The sequence below is a fragment of the Microbacterium sp. NPDC058269 genome (assembly GCF_042881445.1).
Classification (GTDB): domain Bacteria; phylum Actinomycetota; class Actinomycetes; order Actinomycetales; family Microbacteriaceae; genus Microbacterium.
This window is the reverse complement of sequence record NZ_JBHVXT010000002.1, coordinates 379,512-398,493: the sequence shown is the minus strand read 5'-3', so window position 1 is coordinate 398,493 and position 18,982 is coordinate 379,512. Positions and strand designations below refer to the sequence as shown.

Annotated in this window: 18 protein-coding genes; 8 read left to right on the top strand and 10 right to left on the bottom strand. The window is 69.2% G+C overall.

All coding sequences use genetic code 11. The annotated features are described in order from the left end of the window. Positions 1 to 137 precede the first annotated feature (137 nt). Positions 138 to 593 carry an adenylyltransferase/cytidyltransferase family protein gene (locus tag ACFVWL_RS10070; protein WP_046746655.1) on the top strand — a complete coding sequence of 152 codons (456 nt, stop codon included), beginning with the start codon at positions 138 to 140 and terminating at the stop codon, positions 591 to 593. Between the two features lie 55 nt (positions 594 to 648). Here ACFVWL_RS10070 and ACFVWL_RS10065 read toward each other — a convergent pair whose 3' ends face one another. Then, complete coding sequence (locus ACFVWL_RS10065; protein ID WP_017831448.1) at positions 649 to 1,041, bottom strand: SIP domain-containing protein; 393 nt, start codon at positions 1,039 to 1,041, stop codon at positions 649 to 651. 148 nt (positions 1,042 to 1,189) lie between these two features. Between ACFVWL_RS10065 and ACFVWL_RS10060 the strand changes: the two genes are divergently transcribed. From ACFVWL_RS10060 to ACFVWL_RS10040, 5 genes are read left to right on the top strand one after another with little or no spacing between them, the layout of a single operon-like run. Next, on the top strand, positions 1,190 to 1,690 hold the full coding sequence (locus tag ACFVWL_RS10060; protein WP_387181879.1) for a hypothetical protein: 501 nt from the start codon (positions 1,190 to 1,192) through the stop codon (positions 1,688 to 1,690). After that, positions 1,687 to 2,664: a cation transporter gene (locus ACFVWL_RS10055; protein ID WP_387181876.1), complete on the top strand. Its 978-nt coding sequence runs from the start codon at positions 1,687 to 1,689 to the stop codon at positions 2,662 to 2,664. Before ACFVWL_RS10060 ends, ACFVWL_RS10055 begins: the two co-directional genes overlap by 4 nt. A gap of 53 nt (positions 2,665 to 2,717) precedes the next feature. Next, a complete protein-coding gene (locus ACFVWL_RS10050) occupies positions 2,718 to 2,981 on the top strand; it encodes a glutaredoxin domain-containing protein (protein ID WP_017831447.1) in 264 nt (87 codons plus the stop codon). A gap of 31 nt (positions 2,982 to 3,012) precedes the next feature. Next, positions 3,013 to 4,410: an MFS transporter gene (locus ACFVWL_RS10045; protein WP_387181871.1), complete on the top strand. Its 1,398-nt coding sequence runs from the start codon at positions 3,013 to 3,015 to the stop codon at positions 4,408 to 4,410. Between the two features lie 28 nt (positions 4,411 to 4,438). Beyond that, positions 4,439 to 6,235 carry an aldehyde dehydrogenase family protein gene (locus ACFVWL_RS10040; RefSeq protein ID WP_387181868.1) on the top strand — a complete coding sequence of 599 codons (1,797 nt, stop codon included), beginning with the start codon at positions 4,439 to 4,441 and terminating at the stop codon, positions 6,233 to 6,235. A gap of 19 nt (positions 6,236 to 6,254) precedes the next feature. On the opposite strand, the gene pip is transcribed toward ACFVWL_RS10040, so the two are convergent. Together pip and ACFVWL_RS10030 are read right to left on the bottom strand one after the other, a co-directional pair. Continuing rightward, entirely contained in the window at positions 6,255 to 7,220 is a 966-nt protein-coding gene (pip, locus tag ACFVWL_RS10035; protein WP_387181865.1) for a prolyl aminopeptidase, read from the bottom strand. 70 nt (positions 7,221 to 7,290) lie between these two features. Further along, positions 7,291 to 8,175, bottom strand: coding sequence for a neutral zinc metallopeptidase (locus tag ACFVWL_RS10030; RefSeq protein ID WP_387181862.1), 885 nt, complete (start codon positions 8,173 to 8,175; stop codon positions 7,291 to 7,293). Positions 8,176 to 8,227: 52 nt separating this feature from the next. On the opposite strand from ACFVWL_RS10030, the gene ACFVWL_RS10025 reads away from it, so the two are divergent. Together ACFVWL_RS10025 and ACFVWL_RS10020 are read left to right on the top strand one after the other, a co-directional pair. Then, a complete protein-coding gene (locus tag ACFVWL_RS10025) occupies positions 8,228 to 9,217 on the top strand; it encodes a malate dehydrogenase (RefSeq protein ID WP_387181860.1) in 990 nt (329 codons plus the stop codon). Positions 9,218 to 9,271: 54 nt separating this feature from the next. Beyond that, entirely contained in the window at positions 9,272 to 9,745 is a 474-nt protein-coding gene (locus ACFVWL_RS10020; RefSeq protein ID WP_387181858.1) for a dehydrogenase, read from the top strand. Positions 9,746 to 9,793: 48 nt separating this feature from the next. Here the strand turns inward: ACFVWL_RS10020 and ACFVWL_RS10015 are convergent, their stop codons facing one another. From ACFVWL_RS10015 to ACFVWL_RS09985, 7 genes are all read right to left on the bottom strand, one after another. After that, entirely contained in the window at positions 9,794 to 10,447 is a 654-nt protein-coding gene (locus tag ACFVWL_RS10015; protein WP_387181855.1) for a hypothetical protein, read from the bottom strand. Positions 10,448 to 10,548: 101 nt separating this feature from the next. Next, the gene (locus ACFVWL_RS10010) at positions 10,549 to 11,748 is read right to left on the bottom strand and encodes a hypothetical protein (protein WP_387181852.1); all 1,200 of its coding nucleotides are present in this window, start codon (positions 11,746 to 11,748) and stop codon (positions 10,549 to 10,551) included. Next, positions 11,748 to 12,044 carry a hypothetical protein gene (locus tag ACFVWL_RS10005; RefSeq protein ID WP_387181849.1) on the bottom strand — a complete coding sequence of 99 codons (297 nt, stop codon included), beginning with the start codon at positions 12,042 to 12,044 and terminating at the stop codon, positions 11,748 to 11,750. Before ACFVWL_RS10005 ends, ACFVWL_RS10010 begins: the two co-directional genes overlap by 1 nt. Then, entirely contained in the window at positions 12,041 to 12,343 is a 303-nt protein-coding gene (locus tag ACFVWL_RS10000; protein WP_387181846.1) for an SAV_915 family protein, read from the bottom strand. Before ACFVWL_RS10000 ends, ACFVWL_RS10005 begins: the two co-directional genes overlap by 4 nt. Before the next feature lie 19 nt (positions 12,344 to 12,362). Next, positions 12,363 to 16,337 carry a type VII secretion protein EccCa gene (eccCa, locus tag ACFVWL_RS09995; protein WP_387181843.1) on the bottom strand — a complete coding sequence of 1,325 codons (3,975 nt, stop codon included), beginning with the start codon at positions 16,335 to 16,337 and terminating at the stop codon, positions 12,363 to 12,365. Continuing rightward, the gene (locus ACFVWL_RS09990) at positions 16,334 to 17,587 is read right to left on the bottom strand and encodes an RDD family protein (RefSeq protein ID WP_387181841.1); all 1,254 of its coding nucleotides are present in this window, start codon (positions 17,585 to 17,587) and stop codon (positions 16,334 to 16,336) included. Before ACFVWL_RS09990 ends, eccCa begins: the two co-directional genes overlap by 4 nt. Then, on the bottom strand, positions 17,584 to 18,948 hold the full coding sequence (locus ACFVWL_RS09985; RefSeq protein ID WP_387181838.1) for a hypothetical protein: 1,365 nt from the start codon (positions 18,946 to 18,948) through the stop codon (positions 17,584 to 17,586). Before ACFVWL_RS09985 ends, ACFVWL_RS09990 begins: the two co-directional genes overlap by 4 nt. Positions 18,949 to 18,982: the final 34 nt, after the last annotated feature.

Below are 18,982 nucleotides of genomic sequence, written 5' to 3'. Positions count from 1 at the left end.
TCGCGTGCGGCCTCCATCGTTCCACGGGTTCCTATGCGGAGGGAAACCCGAACCTGCTAGACTTTCGAACCGCGGCTGTGGGAGTCGCGAAGCGGGTGGGGATCCGCTTACTGGGGAATTACTGATCTGGGGAGATCATGGGGACGCGTATCGGCTATGCCGTTGGTGCTTTCGACCTGTTTCACGTCGGGCATCTGAATCTACTTCGTCACGCCAAGCAGCACTGCGACATTCTGATCGCAGGCGTCGTCAGCGACGAGATGCTGCGTCAGGTGAAGGGCATCGAGCCCGTCATCCCGACGGCGGAACGTGCGGAGATCGTGAAGCACATCTCGTTCGTCGACGACGTCTACGTCGAGACGACGCCGTCGAAGATGGACTCATGGCGCGACGTGCAGTTCACGCACTTCTTCAAGGGCGACGACTGGCGTGGCACCGACAAGGGTCTGCGCTTGGAGCGAGAGTTCGCCGAGGTCGGGGTCGAGGTCGTGTACTTCCCGTACACGGCGCACACCTCGAGCTCGTCGTTGCGCCGCGCACTCGACGCGATCACCGCGGGCGCGAACGCTCCCGCTGTCGCCTCAGTGCGCTGAGGGCCTGAGCAGCCCGCCGTCGAGCGGGCGGTTCACCCTTCTGCCGTCGCACGGGTCAATTGGCCACGCCGAGGAGGCTGCGCGCCATGCGCGCCACGTGCGGAGGAGTGTGCGGCCCGAGCCACACCGTCCACTGCGACGGCGGTTCGCTGCAGGCCCACTCGACGCACCAGGCGTGCACGGCGTTCGCGAGCCGTTCGCCACGTGTGTGCGCCCTGGTGCCGTCGCCGCGCACCAGCCAGCGCACCGACACCCCATCGGGGACGTCGATGTGTCGGAACTGGATGCGCGCCGCAGCCTCGAGGATGACGACACCCTGCGCGTCCCACGGAAGCCGCGCGGCGATGCTCGCGATGAACCCGGCATCGGCCGCGTCACCGGCGATGAGCACGGCACCCTCGATGTCGTCCCAGTCGGGATCTTCCAGGTGCTCGCATGCGCCGCTCATGCCCCCAGTCTAAGTAAGGGCACCCTTACTTACAAGAGATGGGATCGATTCCGGGCATCGGCCCGACCGCTCCGACGGCCCTAGCCCTCTCGCCCGCACCACGTCAACGGCCTGTTCCGCGCCGACGACGAAGAAGCATCCTGCAGGGGTGAGAAGGACATCGTCACTCCGCGCCCGCCCCCGCCGCCGGACGGCATCGATCACCGCTGCGCTGCTCCTGGTGCTCTCTTTGAGCGGTTGCGGGCTCGCGGTGCCCGCAGACCCGGACGGAACTCTCGAAACGGTCTCCGGAGGCGAGCTCCGCGTCGGCACGGCACCGGACGGCGACCTCGTCCGGATCGAAGACGGCGAGCCGACCGGGAGCATCGTCGACCTCGTCGACGGGTTCGCCTCCCGCATCCATGCCGAGACCGACTGGACCGTCGCCTCGGAGGAGACTCTCGTATCGATGCTCGAAGACGGCGACCTCGACCTCGTTGCCGGCGGCATCACGAGCGAGACCCCCTGGGTGGACAAGGCCGGCGTCACCCGCGGCTACCGTGGCATCGAAGGCGCCGACGGCCGGGAGATCGTGATGCTGGTGCCTCTCGGCGAGAACGCGTTCCTCTCCTCTCTCGAACGCTTCCTCGACGAGGAGGTCGGCGGATGACCGAGACCGGGCAGTTCGGCCGCACGAGCCTGCCCCCGGAGCAGCAGCGGGCGATCCGGAGCGCGGTGCGCTGGGAGATCTTCACGATCGTCTACACGTCGATCACGATCGCCGTGATCGCCCTGGTGGTCGGTGAGTCCCAGGCCATGCGGACGGCGTGGATCGAGGACATGCTCTCCCTCATCCCGCAGTTCGCCTTCCTCGCGGCACTCCTCTTCGTGCGTCGTCGCCCCACCAGGAAGCACCCGTACGGTCTGCACAGGGCGATGGGAATCGGGCATCTCGTCGCAGGTGTCGCGCTGCTCGCCGTCGGTCTGAACCTCGCCATCGAGGCCGTCACCGGGCTGATCGCCGCCGAGCATCCCACGATCGGCACCGTGCAGCTGTTCGGCCAGACCCTCTGGCTCGGCTGGCTCATGGTCGCCGTGATGGCGGTCGTCATCGTGGGACCCGTGTTCTTCTACGGACCGGCGAAGTCGAAGCTCGCGCCTGTGTTGCACAACAAGCTGTTGTACGCCGACGCCGACATGGCGAAGGCCGACTGGCAGACGACGGTCGCCTCGATCGTCGGCGTGCTCGGCGTGGGTGTCGGCCTGTGGTGGCTCGACGGAGCGGCCGCTCTCTTCATCTCGCTGGGCATCATCTGGGACGGCTTCCGCAACACCCGGACGGCCGTGGTCGATCTCATGGATCAGCGCGCACGCACCTACGACAGCAAGGAGCCGCACCCCCTAGCCGCCGACATCGTGTCATATCTGCGGAGCCGTCCCTGGGTCGCGCAGGCTGCGGTGCGAATGCGCGACCAGGGGCAGGTGTTCCACATCGAGGCGTTCGTCGTGCCGCACCGCCGCAAGGTGAAGGTGACCGACCTCAGCGCGGCCGCCGAGGGGATCGCCGACATCGACTGGAAGATGCAGGACGTCGTCGTCATCCCGGTCGAGCAGCTTCCCGAGGAGGCGGACACCGGGCGCTGAGCACCCAGTCCACACTCAGCGCCACCTCATCCGCGCGGCCGTAGGCTGGATGCATGACTTCTCCTGCCTCCGACACCATCACGATGTTCGGCGCCGACTGGTGCCGCGACTGCATCCGCACCAAGAAGCAGCTCGACGCCCTCGGGGTCGAGTACACGTACGTCGACCTCGTCGCGGAGCCGGCCGCGGCAGACGTCGCGAAGGAGATCTCGGGGCGCACCAACATCCCCGTGGTCGTGTACCCCGACGCCTCGCATCACGTCGAGCCGTCGAACGCCGACGTCGAGTCGAAGCTGCGCGAGCTCTCGCTGATCTGATCCGACGACATCGCGCCGCTACACTGGCGCGATGAGCACCGAGGCTCGGCCCGAACGAGCATCCGTCCGTCTTTCTCCGCGCACGATCGTGCTGTACGCGATCGGCTCGCTCGGGACCGGCGGCTATGCCACGTTGCCCGGGCTCGTACTGACGTACTTCCTCACCGACAACCTCGGTGTCGCCGCTCTCGCCGCGGGACTGATCGTGACGGCGGCGAAGATCTGGGACGTGCTGATCGACCCCCTGATCGGGGCCGCCTCCGACCGCCAGCTTGCCCGCACCGGCTCGCGTCGTGGCTTCATGGTGACCGGCGCACTCGCGCTTCCTCTGTTCTTCGCCCTCACCTTCGCCGTGCCGCCGGCCTGGGGCCCGGTAGCCGGAGCCATCAGCGTGCTGCTGGCTTTCCTGGCGACCGCGACGGCATTCAGTCTTTTCCAGGTGCCGTATGTCGCTCTTCCGGCTGAGCTGACCGGCAGCTACGACGAGCGCACGCGCCTTCTCGGGTGGCGGGTGGTCGTGCTCACCGCGGCGATCCTGCTGTTCGGCGCCGGCGGTCCCGCGCTGCGCAATGCCGGAGACGACCCCGTCAGGGGATACCTCCTGATGGGCATCGCCTCCGGCCTCGTGATCGGCGTCGGGATGCTGATCGCCTCCCGGACGGCGGATGTCGCGGCGAAGCGCACAGCGGCGGCATCCCCTGCCACGGTCGTAGCGGCGTCGACCTGGCGTAATCAGTACATGTCGGGCTTCCGCGCACTCGGACGCAGCCAGCCCTTCCGCGCGTTGCTGGGCACCTTCGTGCTGCAGGCGCTCGCGACGGGAACCATGCTCGCCGGCGCACAGTACGTGGCGACCTGGGTGCTGCGATCCGAGGACGCAGTGACCTTCGTCTTCGTCGCCCTGGTGGGTCCGGCTCTGCTCGCGACCCCGGGGTGGACCGTCATCGCGAGACGGGTCGGCAAAGAGCGGGCGTTCGCGATGGCCAGCGTCCTGTTCACGGCTGCCGCAGCATCGCTCGTCTTCGCCGTGTGGGCGCCGGGGGCATGGATCTACGCATCCGTCGCGGTCGCCGGCGTCGCCTATGCAGGACTCCAGTCGCTGCCGATGGCCATGCTCCCCGATGTGATCTCCCACGACGAGCGCACCAGCGGATCGGGTCAGGCCGGCACCTTCACCGGCATCTGGACCGCGGGCGAGACGGTCGGATTCGCACTCGGCGCGACCGCCGTATCACTGACCCTCGCGGCGACCGGCTATGTCTCGACGGTCGCCGGCACCACGGTCGAACAGCCGCAGGCGGCGGTCACGGGCATCGTCCTCAGCTTCAGCGTCCTGCCCGCCGTTCTCATGGCCGCCAGTCTGCTGACGCTCCGCCGCTACCGCCTGCGCCGCGCGGACATCGATGCCGTCGCGAACTCCGACGCCTAAGCTGGGATCCCGTCCGAAGGAGACGTCGATGACTTCTGCGAGCACAACCGCCACCTCCGATGCGACCGCGAAGCGTGCGCCGAAAGCCGAGACCCCGGAGCTGGGTGAAGGCGAGCGTGAACGGCTCGACTCGGCGATCGACGCCCTCCAGACCGGAGCGCGCACCTGGTCGGCCCTCACCGTCGCCCAGCGCGTGACGCTGCTGCGCGCGGTGCGCACGAGCGTGGCCGCGACGGCAGAGGACTGGGCGAACACGGCTGCCGCATCGAAGGGCCTCGACGCCCGGCATCCGCTGCGCGGCGAGGAATGGCTCAGCGGACCGTACAGCGTGCTCGGCGCGCTCGACGCCTACATCGAGACGCTCTCCCGTCTGGCGGACGGCACCAATCCCCTCGAGGGCATCGCGATCGACCGCGCACCGGGTGGGCGCACCCGTGTGCACGCCTTCCCGCTCACCGGAATCGACAAGTTCCTGCTGTCGGGCTTCTCGGGCGAGGTCTGGCTGGAACCGGGCATCACCCCAGGCGCCGCGCGTGCGTCTGCCGGCCTCGCGCAGCGCACACCCACCGAGTCGGGCGGAGTCGGGCTCGTGCTCGGCGCGGGGAACGTGACATCCATCCCGGTGCTCGACGTGCTCTACGAACTACTCGCCCACAACCGCACCGCGCTGCTCAAGGTGAACCCCACGCAGGATGCCCTGGTGCCGGTGTACAAGCGCGCACTCGCACCGCTCATCGAGCCCGGCTTCCTGCGCATCGTCCGCGGCGGGCCCGCGGTCGGCGCCTACCTCACCGGACACCCGGGACTCGTGCACGTGCACATCACCGGATCCGCTGCCACGTTCGACACGATCGTCTGGGGCCCGTCGAAGGGCGATGGCGCTGCGGCGACGAAGAGGCGTCGGCGCGAGAACCGTCCGCAGTTGAAGAAGCCGATCACGGCCGAACTCGGCGGCGTCTCCCCCATCATCGTCGTGCCCGGAGCCTGGACCGACGCCGACCTCACCTACCAGGCCGAGCACATCGCGACCATGCGTCTGCAGAACTGCGGCCACAACTGCATCGCCGGCCAGGTCGTGATCATGTCGTCGGACTGGGACCAGGCCGACGCTTTCCGCGCCGCCCTGCGACGCGCGTACGCCAACGCGCCGGAACGCCCGATCTGGTACCCGGGATCCCCCTCGCGGATGGAACTCGCGACCGACGCCTACCCCGACGCACTGGTGCTCGGCGACCGGCTGCTCGTCGAGATCGACACCGACGACGACCCGACCGCGCTGGAGACCACCGAGTACTTCGCACCGGTGCTGGGCGTCGTCACCGTGCCGGGTACCGGCCAGGAGTTCCTCGACGCCGCCGTGGCCCACGCGAACGACCGGCTCCAGGGCACCCTCGGCGCGAACCTGCTGATCGACCCGGCGACCGAGAAGTCGCTCGGGGCCGACTTCGAGCGGGCGATCGCGGCGCTCCACTACGGATCCATCGCGATCAACAGCTGGACGGCGTTCGGATTCATCACCCCGACTCTCACGTGGGGCGCGTTCCCCGGTGGAACCATCGACGACGTGGGCAGCGGCATCGGTGTCGTGCACAACGCGCTGCTGCTCGACGGTGTGGAGCGCTCGGTGCTCCGCGGCCCCTTCCGCCCGTTCCCACGGTCGCTGCCGATCGCGAACGGCGGCGGGCGCGTGACGATCCTGCCGAAGCCGCCGTGGTTCGTCTCCGCGCGCACCGGTGCGGCCGTGAGCGAGGGGTTGACCCGCTACCGGGTGGACGGCAGCATCACCGGTCTCGTGAAGACGCTGGCCAAGGCTCTGCGGGCCTGAGGGCTGCGCGGAAGAGGCTTCAGCGGGCGAACCTGTCGGTCGCAGCTCTGAGCGCCTTCTGCGTGCCGGGCTCCGTGGCCGCATGGCCGGCGTCGTCGACCACGACGAACTCCGCCTCCGGCCACGCGCGGTGCAGGTCCCATGCCGTCATCATGGGCGTGGCGATGTCATGTCGACCCTGAACGATGACCGTCGGGATTTGGCGGATGACGTCGACACCGGCGATCAGCTGTCCCTCTTCCCACCAGCCGCGGTTGATGAAGAAGTGGTTCTCGATGCGGGCGAACGCCGTGGCCTTCTCCGGATCGGACATCGCCTCGATCTGCGCGACGTTCGGAGTGAGTGTGACGGTCGCGGCCTCCCACGTCGACCAGGCGACCGCTGCCGGCACATGCACGGCGGGGTCGGGGTCGAACAACCGGCGGTGATATGCCTCGATCATGTGCGACCGCTCCAGCACCGGGATGGGCGCGATGAAGCTCTCCCAGAGGTCGGGGAACAGTGCGGCAGCGCCACCCTCGTAGAACCACTCGAGCTCGACGCGACGCAAGGTGAAGATCCCCCGGAGCACCAGCTCGGTCACCGCATCCGGGTGCGCCTGCGCGTAGGCGAGGGCGAGAGCACTCCCCCACGATCCGCCGAAGACCTGCCACTTCTCGATGCCCAGGTTCTTGCGCAGCAGCTCGATGTCGGCGATCAGATGGGCCGTCGTGATGTGGCGGAAGTCGGCATTCGGAGCGCTGGCGTGCGGGGTGCTGCGTCCGCAGCCGCGCTGATCGAGCAGCACGATGCGGTATCGCTTCGGGTCGAAGAACTGCCGCTGCCACGGTGACGTCCCACTTCCGGGGCCGCCGTGCAAGAAGACCACTGGTTTGCCGTCGGGGTTTCCGCTGACCTCCCAGTAGACGCGGTGACCGTCGCCGACGAGCAGTTCCCCGGTCTCGTACGGTTCGATCGGTGGATACAGTGCATCCTTGTTCTTCATCTTCGGTCCCCCGGCCGGTCGTGCTGACTACTTCGTCAACGGTAGCGGACGTTCTTCCACCCGCCCCGGATCACGGATCCAGTTGCGCGGCGGGAAGGGTCAGCACCTGCCCGCAGACGCTCAGTCCGTTCTGGTAGCCCTCGGCGAACCAGCGCTGTCGCTGTTCGCTGGAACCGTGCGTCCAGCTCTCCGGATTCGAGAACCCGGACTGCTCCTGGATGTGGTCATCGCCCACGACGAAGGCGGCGTTCAGCGCGTCGACCCGCTGCGCCTCGGTGGTCGGCTGCAGATAGGGGACGCCCTCCTTGTCCTTCTGCTCCGAGATCCGTCCGATCCAGGCACCGGCGTAGCAGTCGGCCTGCAGCTCGGTGCGCACGCCGTTGCTGCCAGGCCCCGTCCCGTTGTTCGGGTAATCGTCCATGACGCCGGTGATCCATTGGATATGGTGGCCCCACTCATGGCCGACGATGTACAGCTGTGCGAGGTCGCCGGCGGATGCGCCGAACTGCTGCTGCATGAGCTGGAAGAACGTGGGGTCGATGTAGACCGTCTCGTCACCCGGGCAGAAGAACGGCCCGACAGCATTGGATGCCGTCCCGCAGGCGGTGCTCGTCGACCCGTCGACCACGATGAAACCCGGCTTGCGGTAGCCCTCGACGTTGTCGGCCCAGAACGCGTCGAGCGCGACCTGCGCGCCCGCCATGCGGCAGTCGACATCGGCGTTCGCCTGCGCACCGGTGTCGCAGTTCTCGATGGCCGATCCGCCGGCGGGCTCGCTGCCCCCGCTCGGTGCCCCGCCACCCAGCAGGCCAGTCAGGTCGATGCCGAGCAGAGGTCCGGCGATGAGCGCGATGATGCCGAGCACGCCCACACCGACGCCGCCCGCGATAGCTCCGTTGCGGCCGCGTCGACGCGTGGTGTTGCCCGAGATGTCGGCATCGGGATTGAAGGTCATGCGTCGAGGGTACTCCGAGCAGAAGCATGTCGAACGGACGTAGGCTCGGGGCATGACGACCACGATCACCATCACCGGCGCGGGCGGACAGATCGGCTATGCACTGCTGTTCCGAATCGCGGCCGGCGACCTGCTCGGACCGGATGAGAACGTGCGGCTGCGGCTGCTGGAGATCCCGCAGGGACTCGGTGCCGCGGAGGGCGCAGCACTCGAGCTGCAGGATGGTGCGTTCGGTCTGCTCGAGCACGTCGAGGTGACGGATGACGCCGCGGTGGGCTTCGACGGCGCCGACCTCGCCCTGCTCGTCGGCGCCCGCCCACGAGGACCCGGAATGGAGCGGGCCGACCTGCTCGCGGCCAACGCCGGGATCTTCGGACCGCAGGGCGCCGCCATCGCGGCGAACGCGGCATCCGGCGTGCGCGTCACGGTGGTCGGAAACCCCGCCAACACGAATGCGCTGATCGCCGCGGCCTCGGCCGACGGGGTGCCGGCCGAGCGCTTCACCGCCCTGACGAGGCTCGACGAGAACCGCGCGCGAGCCCAGCTCGCACTGACGCTCGGAACCCCGGTCCACACCGTGCGCCGCGTGCCCATCTGGGGCAATCACTCGGCCACGCAGTTCCCCGACATCTCGCACGCGACGGTCGGCGGCCGGCCCGTCACGGAGGCGCTCGAGCAGATCGTCGGCGACGTGCCGACGTGGCTCGAGCAGACGTTCATCCCGCGCGTCGCGAAGCGCGGGGCGGAGATCATCGAGGTACGCGGATCGTCGTCCGTGGCATCCGCCGCGAGCGCGACGATCGACCACGTGCGCGACTGGGTGCAGGGCACGGAAGACTGGACGTCGGCCGGCGTCGTCTCGCACGGCGAGTACGACGTTCCGGAGGGTCTCATCTCCTCGTTCCCGGTGCGTTCCGTCGACGGTGCGTGGCAGATCGTCGATGGACTCGAGTTGAGCGACTGGGCGCGCTCCCGCGTCGATGCCTCCGTGTCGGAGCTCGTCGAGGAGCGCGAGGCGGTGCGTGCACTCGGGCTCTTGTGAACCCGGTCACCGCGAGGCACAGCAACAGGGCAGAATGGATGCCGGAGGTGCGCGATGAGCGAGACGATTGATCCCACGAAGACGGCTGCCGTCGACGAGGCTCTGACGAGCCCGCTGCACCTGCCGCACGACGCCGCGGCATGCCCGAAGTGCTTCACCGAGCTGCAGCAGAACCGCAACTTCTGGACCGCCCGACCGGACGGGTCCCGCCTGGTCGGCCTGGTCGTCGCCCGTGAAGGGCTGCCCTCTGTCGTCGAGCAGCGTGAGGACCTCACCCGCTTCGGCGTGCCGATCGAAGGCTTCCGCCACCCGGCCCCCGACATCCTCGAGAGCTGGAACGACCGCCTCGCACGCTTGATCTCGACGCTGCAGACCGGCGACGTCGTCGTCGTCGTGAACATCAAGGCGCTCGGGCTCGATGCCGACGAAGGCGCGCGCACGGTCACCGAGCTGCGCAAGCACGGCATCATCGTGAAGGTTCTCAATCACGATGCGCGGCACCTCGCTGACGCCGCGGCCGCCCGCTGAACTCCCGGCAGCTTCCGGTTCCCTCCTCCGCCCAGGCCGCCCGCGTCCCTAGAACTCCCCGGACCGCAGACGGGCGAGTGTGCCCGCACCGATCTCCGCACGGGCCTCGGGACGGTTCGCGTAGAACGTGACGAGCTCGGCTAGGAGGACCGGGTCGCTGGCGAGGTCCGTGACCGCCCAGGATGAGGGCCGCACGCTCGCCGTCCGCAGGAAGACACGGTTGCGTTCGAGGGAAGCACCGGTAACGTCATCCCATCTCAGGGTCGCATTGTTACGCGGGATCCGCAGGTCGAGCCCCTCGGGCCGGAGTATCAGACGATGTGCCGCAGGGGCGCGAAACCAGAACCATGTGCCGGCGATCATCATGATCAGGCCGATCAGGAGAATGCCCAGAAGCGTGCGCATCGTGACCGTGTCCGGGGACGACGTGAAGACACTCCATACCCCGCTCGCGAGGAGGATCCCTCCGACGGGAGCGAAGGCGCGCAGTGGCCGGATGATCGCACGGACACCGGCGAAGACGACCTCAGGACCGGCTACCGAGACCCGAACGATCCGCGTGCGAGGTACTCGGATGTGGGTCACCAGCAGCCAAATTCCCACAGCGACCGCGGCGAGAACCCCGGCACCCACCAGCTTCAACGCTGGCGCCGGGGCGGCGAACAGGATCATGCTGAACAGGAGCGCGAAGAGGCTGAACACGGCCGCAAAGATGACCAGCCCCGTCGTCGCTCGTTGCTGACCTTGCCAGCCAGTATGACCGCGGACCCAGATAGTCTCCGAGTTCGTCTTCTCCTGCTGTGTCACCCGAACAGACCCTTCCACGCCTTGCCGACATTGTGTCCGACGTCGCCGACGAAATCGCTGGTGTTCTCCCACGCGTCCTCGGCGAAGTCGGCGGTCGCGTCCCAGCCGTTCGCCAGCCCGGCGTCGATCGCCTCCCGAACATCCTGCGGTACCCAGCTCTCATACGCCCAAACCGCACCGGCGCCGACCGCGAACGCGGCACCGGTGGCCAGCAGCGCCGTACCCCACACCGGGGCGGTGATGACCCCGGCCGCTGCGAGCGCCCCGACTCCTGCGGCGGCTCCGGCACCGGCGAGTATCTGGATGCCCGTGGCCGATGGGTCGTCCCCGGACGACATCGCGGACCCGAAGCTCCAGGCGTCGATGCCCCATCCCACGAGCGGAAGGGCTCTGCTCGCTCGGGCGAAGCCCCGCGCCAGGTCTTCGGCTTCATCCGCCGCCCAGCGCATACCGCTCGGATTGGCCGCCTCGGCGGCCGCCTTCACAGCGGGGTTGCCCGAGCGCAGTTCACGAACGAAGTCCGATGCGCCTTCACGCAGTTGTCCCGCGTGGGTGACCAGGTCAGCCGCCGTTCCCTCCCAGGCGAGCTTCTGCCCCTCGAGATAGACCTTCGGCAGCTCCCCACCCGCTTTCCCGAGACCGGCGAGGATCTTGTCCGCCGTGGAATGGCTCGGCATGCTCCCGAGGAACCCGTCGAGGTTCTCACTGATCCAGACCTCGAGCTCGCCCCACCAGGAGCCGACATCGGCGGCGATCTCGTTGTAGAGCTCGATGCGGTCGAGGTGCTCCTGCCACTCGTCCCAGTAGGGGTCGTCCCGCGACGTGGGGCACACCGGGATCAGGGACACCGGACGGCCGATGATCATGCCGTTGACCGGGAGCCCCGCGGCCCTGGCGTTGTCCCGGTGCTTCGCGAAGTCCTCCCTCATCCGCCGCAGCTGCCCGGCGTATGACCGGAGCTTCTCGGCGGAGTCTCGTGCCAGCCCCGCCATCTCCTTCGCGGCGTCGGTGGTGCGCGAGAGGATCGTGACGTAGTCGTCGGCCGACTCCCCGTACCAGTGCCCGCGCACCCCGGTCGGAATGAAGGTCGTCACGTTCGACGAGGCTTCGGCGGCGTCCTTCAGGTCGGGGTCGAGCCAGTCCGCCGCCGCCTGCACCTGGTCGGCGTCGCCGTACGTGGTCGTATCGATCGTCATCAGAGGTCCTCGACGATGGCCGCCACCGGGTCGAGCTGGTCGATCACGTCCTGCTCGTTCGTCTCCGCGTCGTCGGCGATGGCGCGGACGATCTCTCCGAGGGTGCCGTTGATCCGGTAGAGGGCGTCGACACCCTCCCCCACGCGTTGCATGATCGCGGCGACCGCGTCGGATGCGAGTCCACCGTCGACGGCCGTCGGGATGCCGGAGAGCTTCGTCTCGATGAGCTCGACCGCCTCCTCGTGCATCTCCGCGTGGACGGCCATGACCTCCGGGTCCATCGCGATTCGGCTCATGCGATGGCTCCGTTGCGGCGATAGGACGCCGGCACATCGAGGTCGAAGATCACGACGTCGTATGGCTGCGCCTCCTTGATCTGACCGAGGTCTTCGGTGCGCACCAGGGCCCAGGGCTGCCGCTCGCCGGCGAGCTCCAGCAGCCGGTCGAGAGCGGTGTAGGCGAGTAGCGCGCGCCGCCCGTCCTTCAGCTCCCGGATCTCGACGAGCTGCTCCTCGGGCGTGGACCTCACGCTCAGGGGCAGGTACAACACGGGCGGGACCATCGGCGGTGCGGCCGGCGTGGGTTCGAAGGTCATCTCGGTCTCTCCTCGGTTGTCACTCGTAGCTCGGCGGGACCCACAGCAGCTGCGCGGCGACCAGGCCGCGGTCACGGCTGACGATCTGCGCGCGGCCGGGGATGGCCGGGACGGCCTTGACCTTGCCGATGAGCTGGCCCTCCTCCGGGTTGCCCGAGAGCAGGATGCCGGTGGCGCCGAGGTCGGTCATGCGCTGGATGATCGGGTCGTACGCGGCACGGCTCGCCCCACCCGTGCGGCGGGTGAGGATCACGTGGAGACCGAGGTCGGCTGCCTGGGCGAGGAGCGGTGCGAGCACGGCGACGGGGTTGCCCTGCGACGTCGACACGAGGTCGTAGTCGTCGATGAGGACGAACCCTTCCGCGCCCTTCCACCACGACCGGCTGCGCAGCTGATCGGGTGTGACATCGGCACCGGGGATGCGGCTCTGGAAGAACTGCGCCAGCTCGCTCATCCCTCCCTCGGTCATCTCGTGCGACGTGAGGTAGGCGCCCAGGTACTCCTGCGGGATCTCTCCCAGCAGCGCGCGGCGGTAGTCGACCACGAAGATCTTCGCCTCGGTCGGCCCGTACAGTCGGGTGATCTCATGCACGACGCCGCGCAGCATCGAGGACTTGCCGGAGTCAGCGTCGCCGTACAGATACAGCAACGGCTCGGCGACCGGGTCGATCGAGAAGGGAGCGAGGTTCGCCTCGTCGATGCCGAGCAGGATCTCGCGCGGCTCGGAGCCGTCGGGTGAACCCGCGGCTGCGACGGCGCGCAAGTCGGCGTGACTGATGCGGGACGGCAGCAGGCGCAGCTTGGGTCCGGCGGGTCCGTGCCACGCGCCGGCGACGCGGGCGACCAGGTCGTCGATGCCGTCGGCGAGCGAGGAGGCGTCGTCGACGCCGTCCACCCGTGGCAGCGCCGTGAGCATCTGCAGGCCGCGGTCGTTCAGACCGCGACCGGGGATGGCCGTGACGTTCTCCGCCGCCTTGCGGTTGACCTCGGAGTCGGTCGGGTCGCCGAGCCGAAGCTCGATCCGCGTGCCGATGAGGTCCTTGATGTTGGCGCGGATCTCCATCCAACGCGCCGCGGTGATCACGACGTGCACGCCGTAGGTCAGACCGCGCGCGGCGATCGCCTGGATCTGCGGCTCGAGCATCTCGAACTCGGCGCGAAGCGTGCCCCAGCCGTCGACCATGAGGAAGATGTCGCCGTAGCCGTCGTCAGCGAGGCCCTGGGCGCGGCGCTGACGGTACGCGTCGATCGAATCGATGCCGTTCTGACGGAAGTACACCTCGCGGGCGTTGAGGAGGCTCGTGACCTCGGCGACCGTGCGCCGGACCACATCCGGCTCCGACCGCGTCGCAACGCCGCTGACATGCGTGAACTTCTGCAGACCGGTGAAGCTGCCGCCACCGAAGTCGATGACGAAGAACTGCACCTCCTGCGGGGTGTGCGTCAGCGCCAGGGCGACCATGGTGGTGCGCGCGAGCGTGCTCTTGCCGCTGAGAGGCGCACCGACGATCGCCATGTGTCCGGCTGCGCCACCGAGCGAGACGGCGAGGTTCTCGCGACGCTGCTCGAGGGGCACGTCGACGATTCCGAGCGGCACGGTGAGCGCGCCGGCACCACGCCAACGCGGGGAGACCAGGCCCAGCGATGGGTCTTCGACCAGGTCGCCGAAGAGCTGGTCGAGCGTGGCCGGCGTCTCCAGCGGCGGCAGCCATACCTGGTGTGCGGCCGGGCCGCGTCCGCTCATCATCTCGACGGCGATCTCGAAGGTGTTCCGCTTCTCCTCCGGTTCGGCGTCGACGACGACCTCCGGCTCATCCACCGGTGCCTCAGCGCGCCAGACGGGTGCGGCCGTGAAGAGCTCGACCGCGGTGGACCCGGAGGTCTGCCCCGACCCCGAGGCGGCGCGACGGCGGCGGCGGGGCGGCGGACCCGACACGTACGCGGCGCGGAACTGCGTCATCGTCTCGGTGTCGGACTTCAGGATGCCGGCGCCCGGCTGCGTGGGCAGGTGATACGCGTCAGGGACGCCGAGGACGGTGCGCGATTCCGCGGCCGAGAAGGTACGCAGACCGATGCGGTACGAGAGGTGCGTGTCGAGGCCGCGCAGCTTGCCCTCTTCCAGCCGCTGCGACGAGAGCAGCAGGTGCACCTGGAGCGAACGGCCGAGACGACCGATGTTGACGAACGTGTCGACGAACTCGGGCTTGGCCGACAGCAGTTCCGAGAACTCATCCGCGACGATGAGCAGCGCGGGAAGGGGCGCGAGGTCGGTGCGTCCGCCGCGACGAGCCTTCTCGTAGTCGGCGACGTTGGCGAAGGGCCCGGTCGCGCGGAGCAGCTCCTGACGGCGCACCATCTCACCCTGCAGCGCATCCTGCATGCGGTCGACGAGAGAGATCTCCTCACCGAGGTTGGTGATGATCGCCGAGACGTGGGGCATGTCGGCCATGCCGGCGAACGTCGCCCCACCCTTGAAGTCGACGAGCACGAAGTTGAGCTGCTCGGGAGAGTGGGTCATCGCGAGCGCCAGCACGAGCGTGCGGAGCACCTCCGACTTGCCCGATCCGGTCGCACCGATGATGAGACCGTGCGGCCCCATACCCTGCTGGGCCGATTCCTTGATGTCGAGGATGAGGGGGCTGCCGTCCTCGGTCTGACCGATGGGCACCCTCAGGCGATCCCGTTCGAGGCGCGGCGACCATGCCGCGTCGAGGTCGAGGTCGCGCACGTCGGGAAGACCGAGCAGCTCGACGAGCTCGGCCTGATCGGTCGCACTCTTCTTCTTGGTGATGGTCGTGCCACCCGAGTACAGCGCGATCAGGCGCCGGGCTGTGGCTTCGGCCTCGACGATGCTGATCGCGTCGGCCTCGAAGGGGCGGGCGGGAACCTGCAGGCTCACGAGCTCGGCACGCGCACCCTTGCCGCCCGCTTCGAAGGCGATGCGGAGCGCGTTCGGATCGTCGAGGTCGCCCCAGCGCGCCGGGAGGTCGATCACGGTCACGCCCTGCACGCCCTCACCGCTGACGAGCATGTCGTTGAACGAGGTGGTCGCCCCGTCGGTGACGATCACGATGTGCGGTGCCTTGGCACCGGAACCGTCACGGACGAAGCGCGAGCGCTCCCGCACCTCGGCCGGCAGCATGTCTTCGAGCTCCGACAGCTGGGAACCGATCATGCGCGCGGCGCCGAGCCCGTCCCTGACGGTGCGCGAATGCGTGTGCGGCAGCCATTTCGCCCATTCCCACTGCGGGAGGACGTCGGGGCCGGCGGCAATGACGATCTGGACGACGTCGGGGTCGTGCATGGTGGCCACGTGCAGCAGCATCGCCCGCGCGAGTGCTCGCGTCTCGTCTTCATCGCCGGTGATCTCGATGCGGGCGTAGTCGCGCAGCGTCACGCCCAGCGAGAGGTTCTTCTGGATCTCGTGCGTCAGCATGAAGCGGTGGGCGGCGGACGCCGCGACCGGGTCGAGCTGGGCGAGAGGCGGCAGCTCCGGGGCCTCGAGCGTGATGCACAGCTGCTGGTCGTTCATGCCGACGCGCACCGAGAGGAAGTCGGGGTCGTTGACACCGCGCTCCCACACACGCGTGCGCTCCTCGGCGATGTACGGGAGGGTCTCCGGTGCGGGGAGGTGCCAGTTCGCGGCACGCCTCTGCTGCCGGGCCGCGACGCGGACGGTCTGTCGCAGCTCGGTCAGGTAGGCCAGGTATTCCCGGCGGGCGCCGAGCGTCGCCGCCTGCCGCTGCGAACGCTGACGCCAGCCGTTGACGGCGACGAATCCGAGCGACGAGAGCAGGAACATGCCACCGGTGAGCAGACCCGTGACCGACTGGTTCGACATGGTGACCATGACGATCGCGCCCACGCTGCCGAGCATGGGCAGCAGCGAGCCGAGGATTCCCATGCCGCCGTCGTTGGGCTGCAGCTCCGGCGGCGCCTGGACGGGGAGCTTCCCGGAGGGGACGCGGGGCGGGGCGAGACGGGGTCCTGTCATGCTCTCTCTCCGGCGCTGCTGTCGGTGCCCAGCAGGAGGCTGATGGTGAAGCTGCGGTTTCCGATGCGCACGCGGTCGGCGTCGTCGAGGAGCACGCGCTCCCCGGCGACGAGCTCGGTCGTCTGACCGTCGTCTGCGCGGATGTCGGAGCCGTTGGTCGAACCGAAGTCGGTGACCCAGGTGCGACCGCGCGAGTGCTCGATGCGCAGATGCGTCTTCGAGACCGACGCATCGGGGTCGGTCACGATGATGAGCCGGTCATCGTGGGCGCTGGCGACAGGTGCCCGGCCGAGGTTCGCGGCGAGCGGGAGGGCCAGCTGCACCCGCTGTCCCGTGTCGAAGATCAGCAGCAACGCTCCGGTCTCGGATGCCGTCGCCGCAGCATCGGCGCCGCCGGCCTGCGGCGCGGGCGTCGGGGCGACAGTGAACAGCGGCTTGTCCGTTCCCGGTGCGGTCGGCTCCGGCGTCGCAGTGCGGTGGGATGCGGCGCGGGCGTCGGTGGGCTCGGAGTCTTCGTCGATCACCGCGGAATGCGCGCCCAGCGGCACGACCTGCGGCGGGGCCAGCGACTCGACGGCGTCGGCGGCAGGTGGCTGCGGCTGCGCCTCGACCGCGGCAGAGGCGGGCACGGAGACCACGACAGTGCCGGCGACACGATCGGCCCACGACTGCCGCCGCCCGCTGCGGTCCCACGCACCGGACGCAACGATGACCCAGCTGCCCACTGCGACGAGGAACCCGGCACCGGTGATGATGCCGCGCACGAGCTGGCGGCCGACACCCGGCGAGAAGGGCCGGTCGACCCGAGCGGTGCGGAGACGCAGCACCGCGTTGCCGAGCGTGATGCCGGTTCGCGCTTCGAGGACCCAGAAGAAGATCGCGAGCTCGAAGACGGCGAGCCCGGCGAGCAGGGGGCTGTGAGAGATCATGAGGACGATGGCCGCGGCGAGCACGACCACTGCGGCATCGAGCGTGAAGGCGGCGACGCGCAACCCGGTTCCCGCCGGAGCACCGGCGAACGCCGGCCCGAGTCCCTCTGCGGGCTGTCGCGCGGTCGTGCGTCGGGATTCGATCCGGGTCGGCGATGGCGGATTCTGCGCCTGCTGCAGTGGGGCCCCGTCGACGCCGGGAGGCGCCGCGATCAGCGCAGGGGGCAGCGCCGGGATCTCGCCCGGCTGGCCGCCTCCGGGTTGCATCGGAGGGATCGGGCCACTGCCCGGCCAGGGCTGTGGTTCGCCGTTCCCGCTCATCCGGCCATCATTCCACGAACGAGGGCGAGGGCATTCGCGTAGAGCAGCGCGGAGGGCAGCGCGAGTGCGACCGCGAGCCATTCGAATGCGTCGCCGAACCTCGACCAGATCAGCGAACTCGCGCCGCGCGAGACGGGGATGACGACGGCGACGGCCACGAGCCCCACGCCGAACAGCACGGCGGCGCCGAGCACCTGGAAGCCCGCACCGAGCGCGGTGGCGGCGTGGATGCCGGCGACCAGGAATACGACCGCGGCGGCGGCGCGCGGGAACCAGCGCAGGATGCGCGATGTCGTATGCCGCGGCGTGAGCAGGAGCGCGAGGCCCAGACAGCAGAAGAGAGCGATGCCGCCGGAGACCACCAGGGGGTCGTCCGGCCATGGACGCAGGAAGGCGATCGGCGCCATCAGGGCGGCGACGACGCTCAGCACGGCGGTCCCGGCGATGAGCCGCGCGGACGAATCGTCGACGACGGCGGTGATGCGCTCCGGCCGCAGCAGTCCGACCGACTCGGGGATCGCTCCGCGCACGGTCCACCGGCTGGTCATGAAGTGCTTGTAGTCGATGAAGTAGCCCTCGGGAAGGTTGACGAGGCTGCTCGGAAGCGCTCGCAGGCCCAGGGGGATGAGCCCGAGCGAGATCGCCGCAGCCTCCGCCTGGCCCCAGCGCATCAGCAGGGCGAGGCCCCAGACGGCGGCAAGGGCGACGAGCAGCACGGTCGCTGTGCCGGCGGCAGCCCGCATGGGGCGCACCTTGGCGGTGACGGCGATGATCGCGGTAGTGGTCCCCGCCGCGAGGAAACCGGCTGCGGCCGAGAGATGCGCACTCGCTTCGAGGTCGGCGGGGATCAGGAGCGCGCCGGCCGCGAACGAGAGGAGTACCGGGGCGAGCACGCCGAGGATGCCGCGCACCCCTGCCGCAGAGTCGCGACGCGCCCACGCCACCGCGCCGCTGATCGCACCGGCTGCCACCAGGAGCGCGATCAGAAGTCGGAGCAGCGGATCGCCCGCACCCTGCGCGAAGACGGCGACGAGCAGCAGTCCGGCGACCGCCAGCATCCACCATCGCGCGCCGTGGTCGGCACGGGTGGAGCCGGTCGTCGTGCCTGCGGGACGAGCCTGCGGGGCCAGGGCCGTGCGGTCGATGAGCGCGTAGAGGCCGCCGTCGACGAGGTCTTCGCACTCGGTGTCGCCCGGAATCTCGAACCCACCGGGGCCGATGGTGACGAAGCGATCAGCCGTCGACAGCCCGCTCAGGATCAGCGCGTCTTCGAGGGTCTCGTCGAGCGGGAGCGAGAGATCGATACGACGATCCTCGCTCTGGAGCACGATACGACGCCGCTCTACGATCTCGACTGACACACCTGCACCCTATCCACTGTGCGGGACATGCGTC

Excerpts from the sequence above, each read along its gene's own strand:
- ACFVWL_RS10070 (WP_046746655.1), top strand. The coding sequence starts at position 138 with ATGGGGACGCGTATCGGCTATGCCGTTGGTGCTTTCGACCTGTTTCAC.
- ACFVWL_RS10065 (WP_017831448.1), bottom strand. The coding sequence starts at position 1,041 with ATGAGCGGCGCATGCGAGCACCTGGAAGATCCCGACTGGGACGACATC.
- ACFVWL_RS10055 (WP_387181876.1), top strand. The coding sequence starts at position 1,687 with ATGACCGAGACCGGGCAGTTCGGCCGCACGAGCCTGCCCCCGGAGCAG.
- ACFVWL_RS10050 (WP_017831447.1), top strand. The coding sequence starts at position 2,718 with ATGACTTCTCCTGCCTCCGACACCATCACGATGTTCGGCGCCGACTGG.
- ACFVWL_RS10045 (WP_387181871.1), top strand. The coding sequence starts at position 3,013 with ATGAGCACCGAGGCTCGGCCCGAACGAGCATCCGTCCGTCTTTCTCCG.
- ACFVWL_RS10040 (WP_387181868.1), top strand. The coding sequence starts at position 4,439 with ATGACTTCTGCGAGCACAACCGCCACCTCCGATGCGACCGCGAAGCGT.
- pip (WP_387181865.1), bottom strand. The coding sequence starts at position 7,220 with ATGAAGAACAAGGATGCACTGTATCCACCGATCGAACCGTACGAGACC.
- ACFVWL_RS10030 (WP_387181862.1), bottom strand. The coding sequence starts at position 8,175 with ATGACCTTCAATCCCGATGCCGACATCTCGGGCAACACCACGCGTCGA.
- ACFVWL_RS10025 (WP_387181860.1), top strand. The coding sequence starts at position 8,228 with ATGACGACCACGATCACCATCACCGGCGCGGGCGGACAGATCGGCTAT.
- ACFVWL_RS10020 (WP_387181858.1), top strand. The coding sequence starts at position 9,272 with ATGAGCGAGACGATTGATCCCACGAAGACGGCTGCCGTCGACGAGGCT.
- ACFVWL_RS10010 (WP_387181852.1), bottom strand. The coding sequence starts at position 11,748 with ATGACGATCGATACGACCACGTACGGCGACGCCGACCAGGTGCAGGCG.
- ACFVWL_RS10005 (WP_387181849.1), bottom strand. The coding sequence starts at position 12,044 with ATGAGCCGAATCGCGATGGACCCGGAGGTCATGGCCGTCCACGCGGAG.
- ACFVWL_RS10000 (WP_387181846.1), bottom strand. The coding sequence starts at position 12,343 with ATGACCTTCGAACCCACGCCGGCCGCACCGCCGATGGTCCCGCCCGTG.
- eccCa (WP_387181843.1), bottom strand. The coding sequence starts at position 16,337 with ATGACAGGACCCCGTCTCGCCCCGCCCCGCGTCCCCTCCGGGAAGCTC.
- ACFVWL_RS09990 (WP_387181841.1), bottom strand. The coding sequence starts at position 17,587 with ATGAGCGGGAACGGCGAACCACAGCCCTGGCCGGGCAGTGGCCCGATC.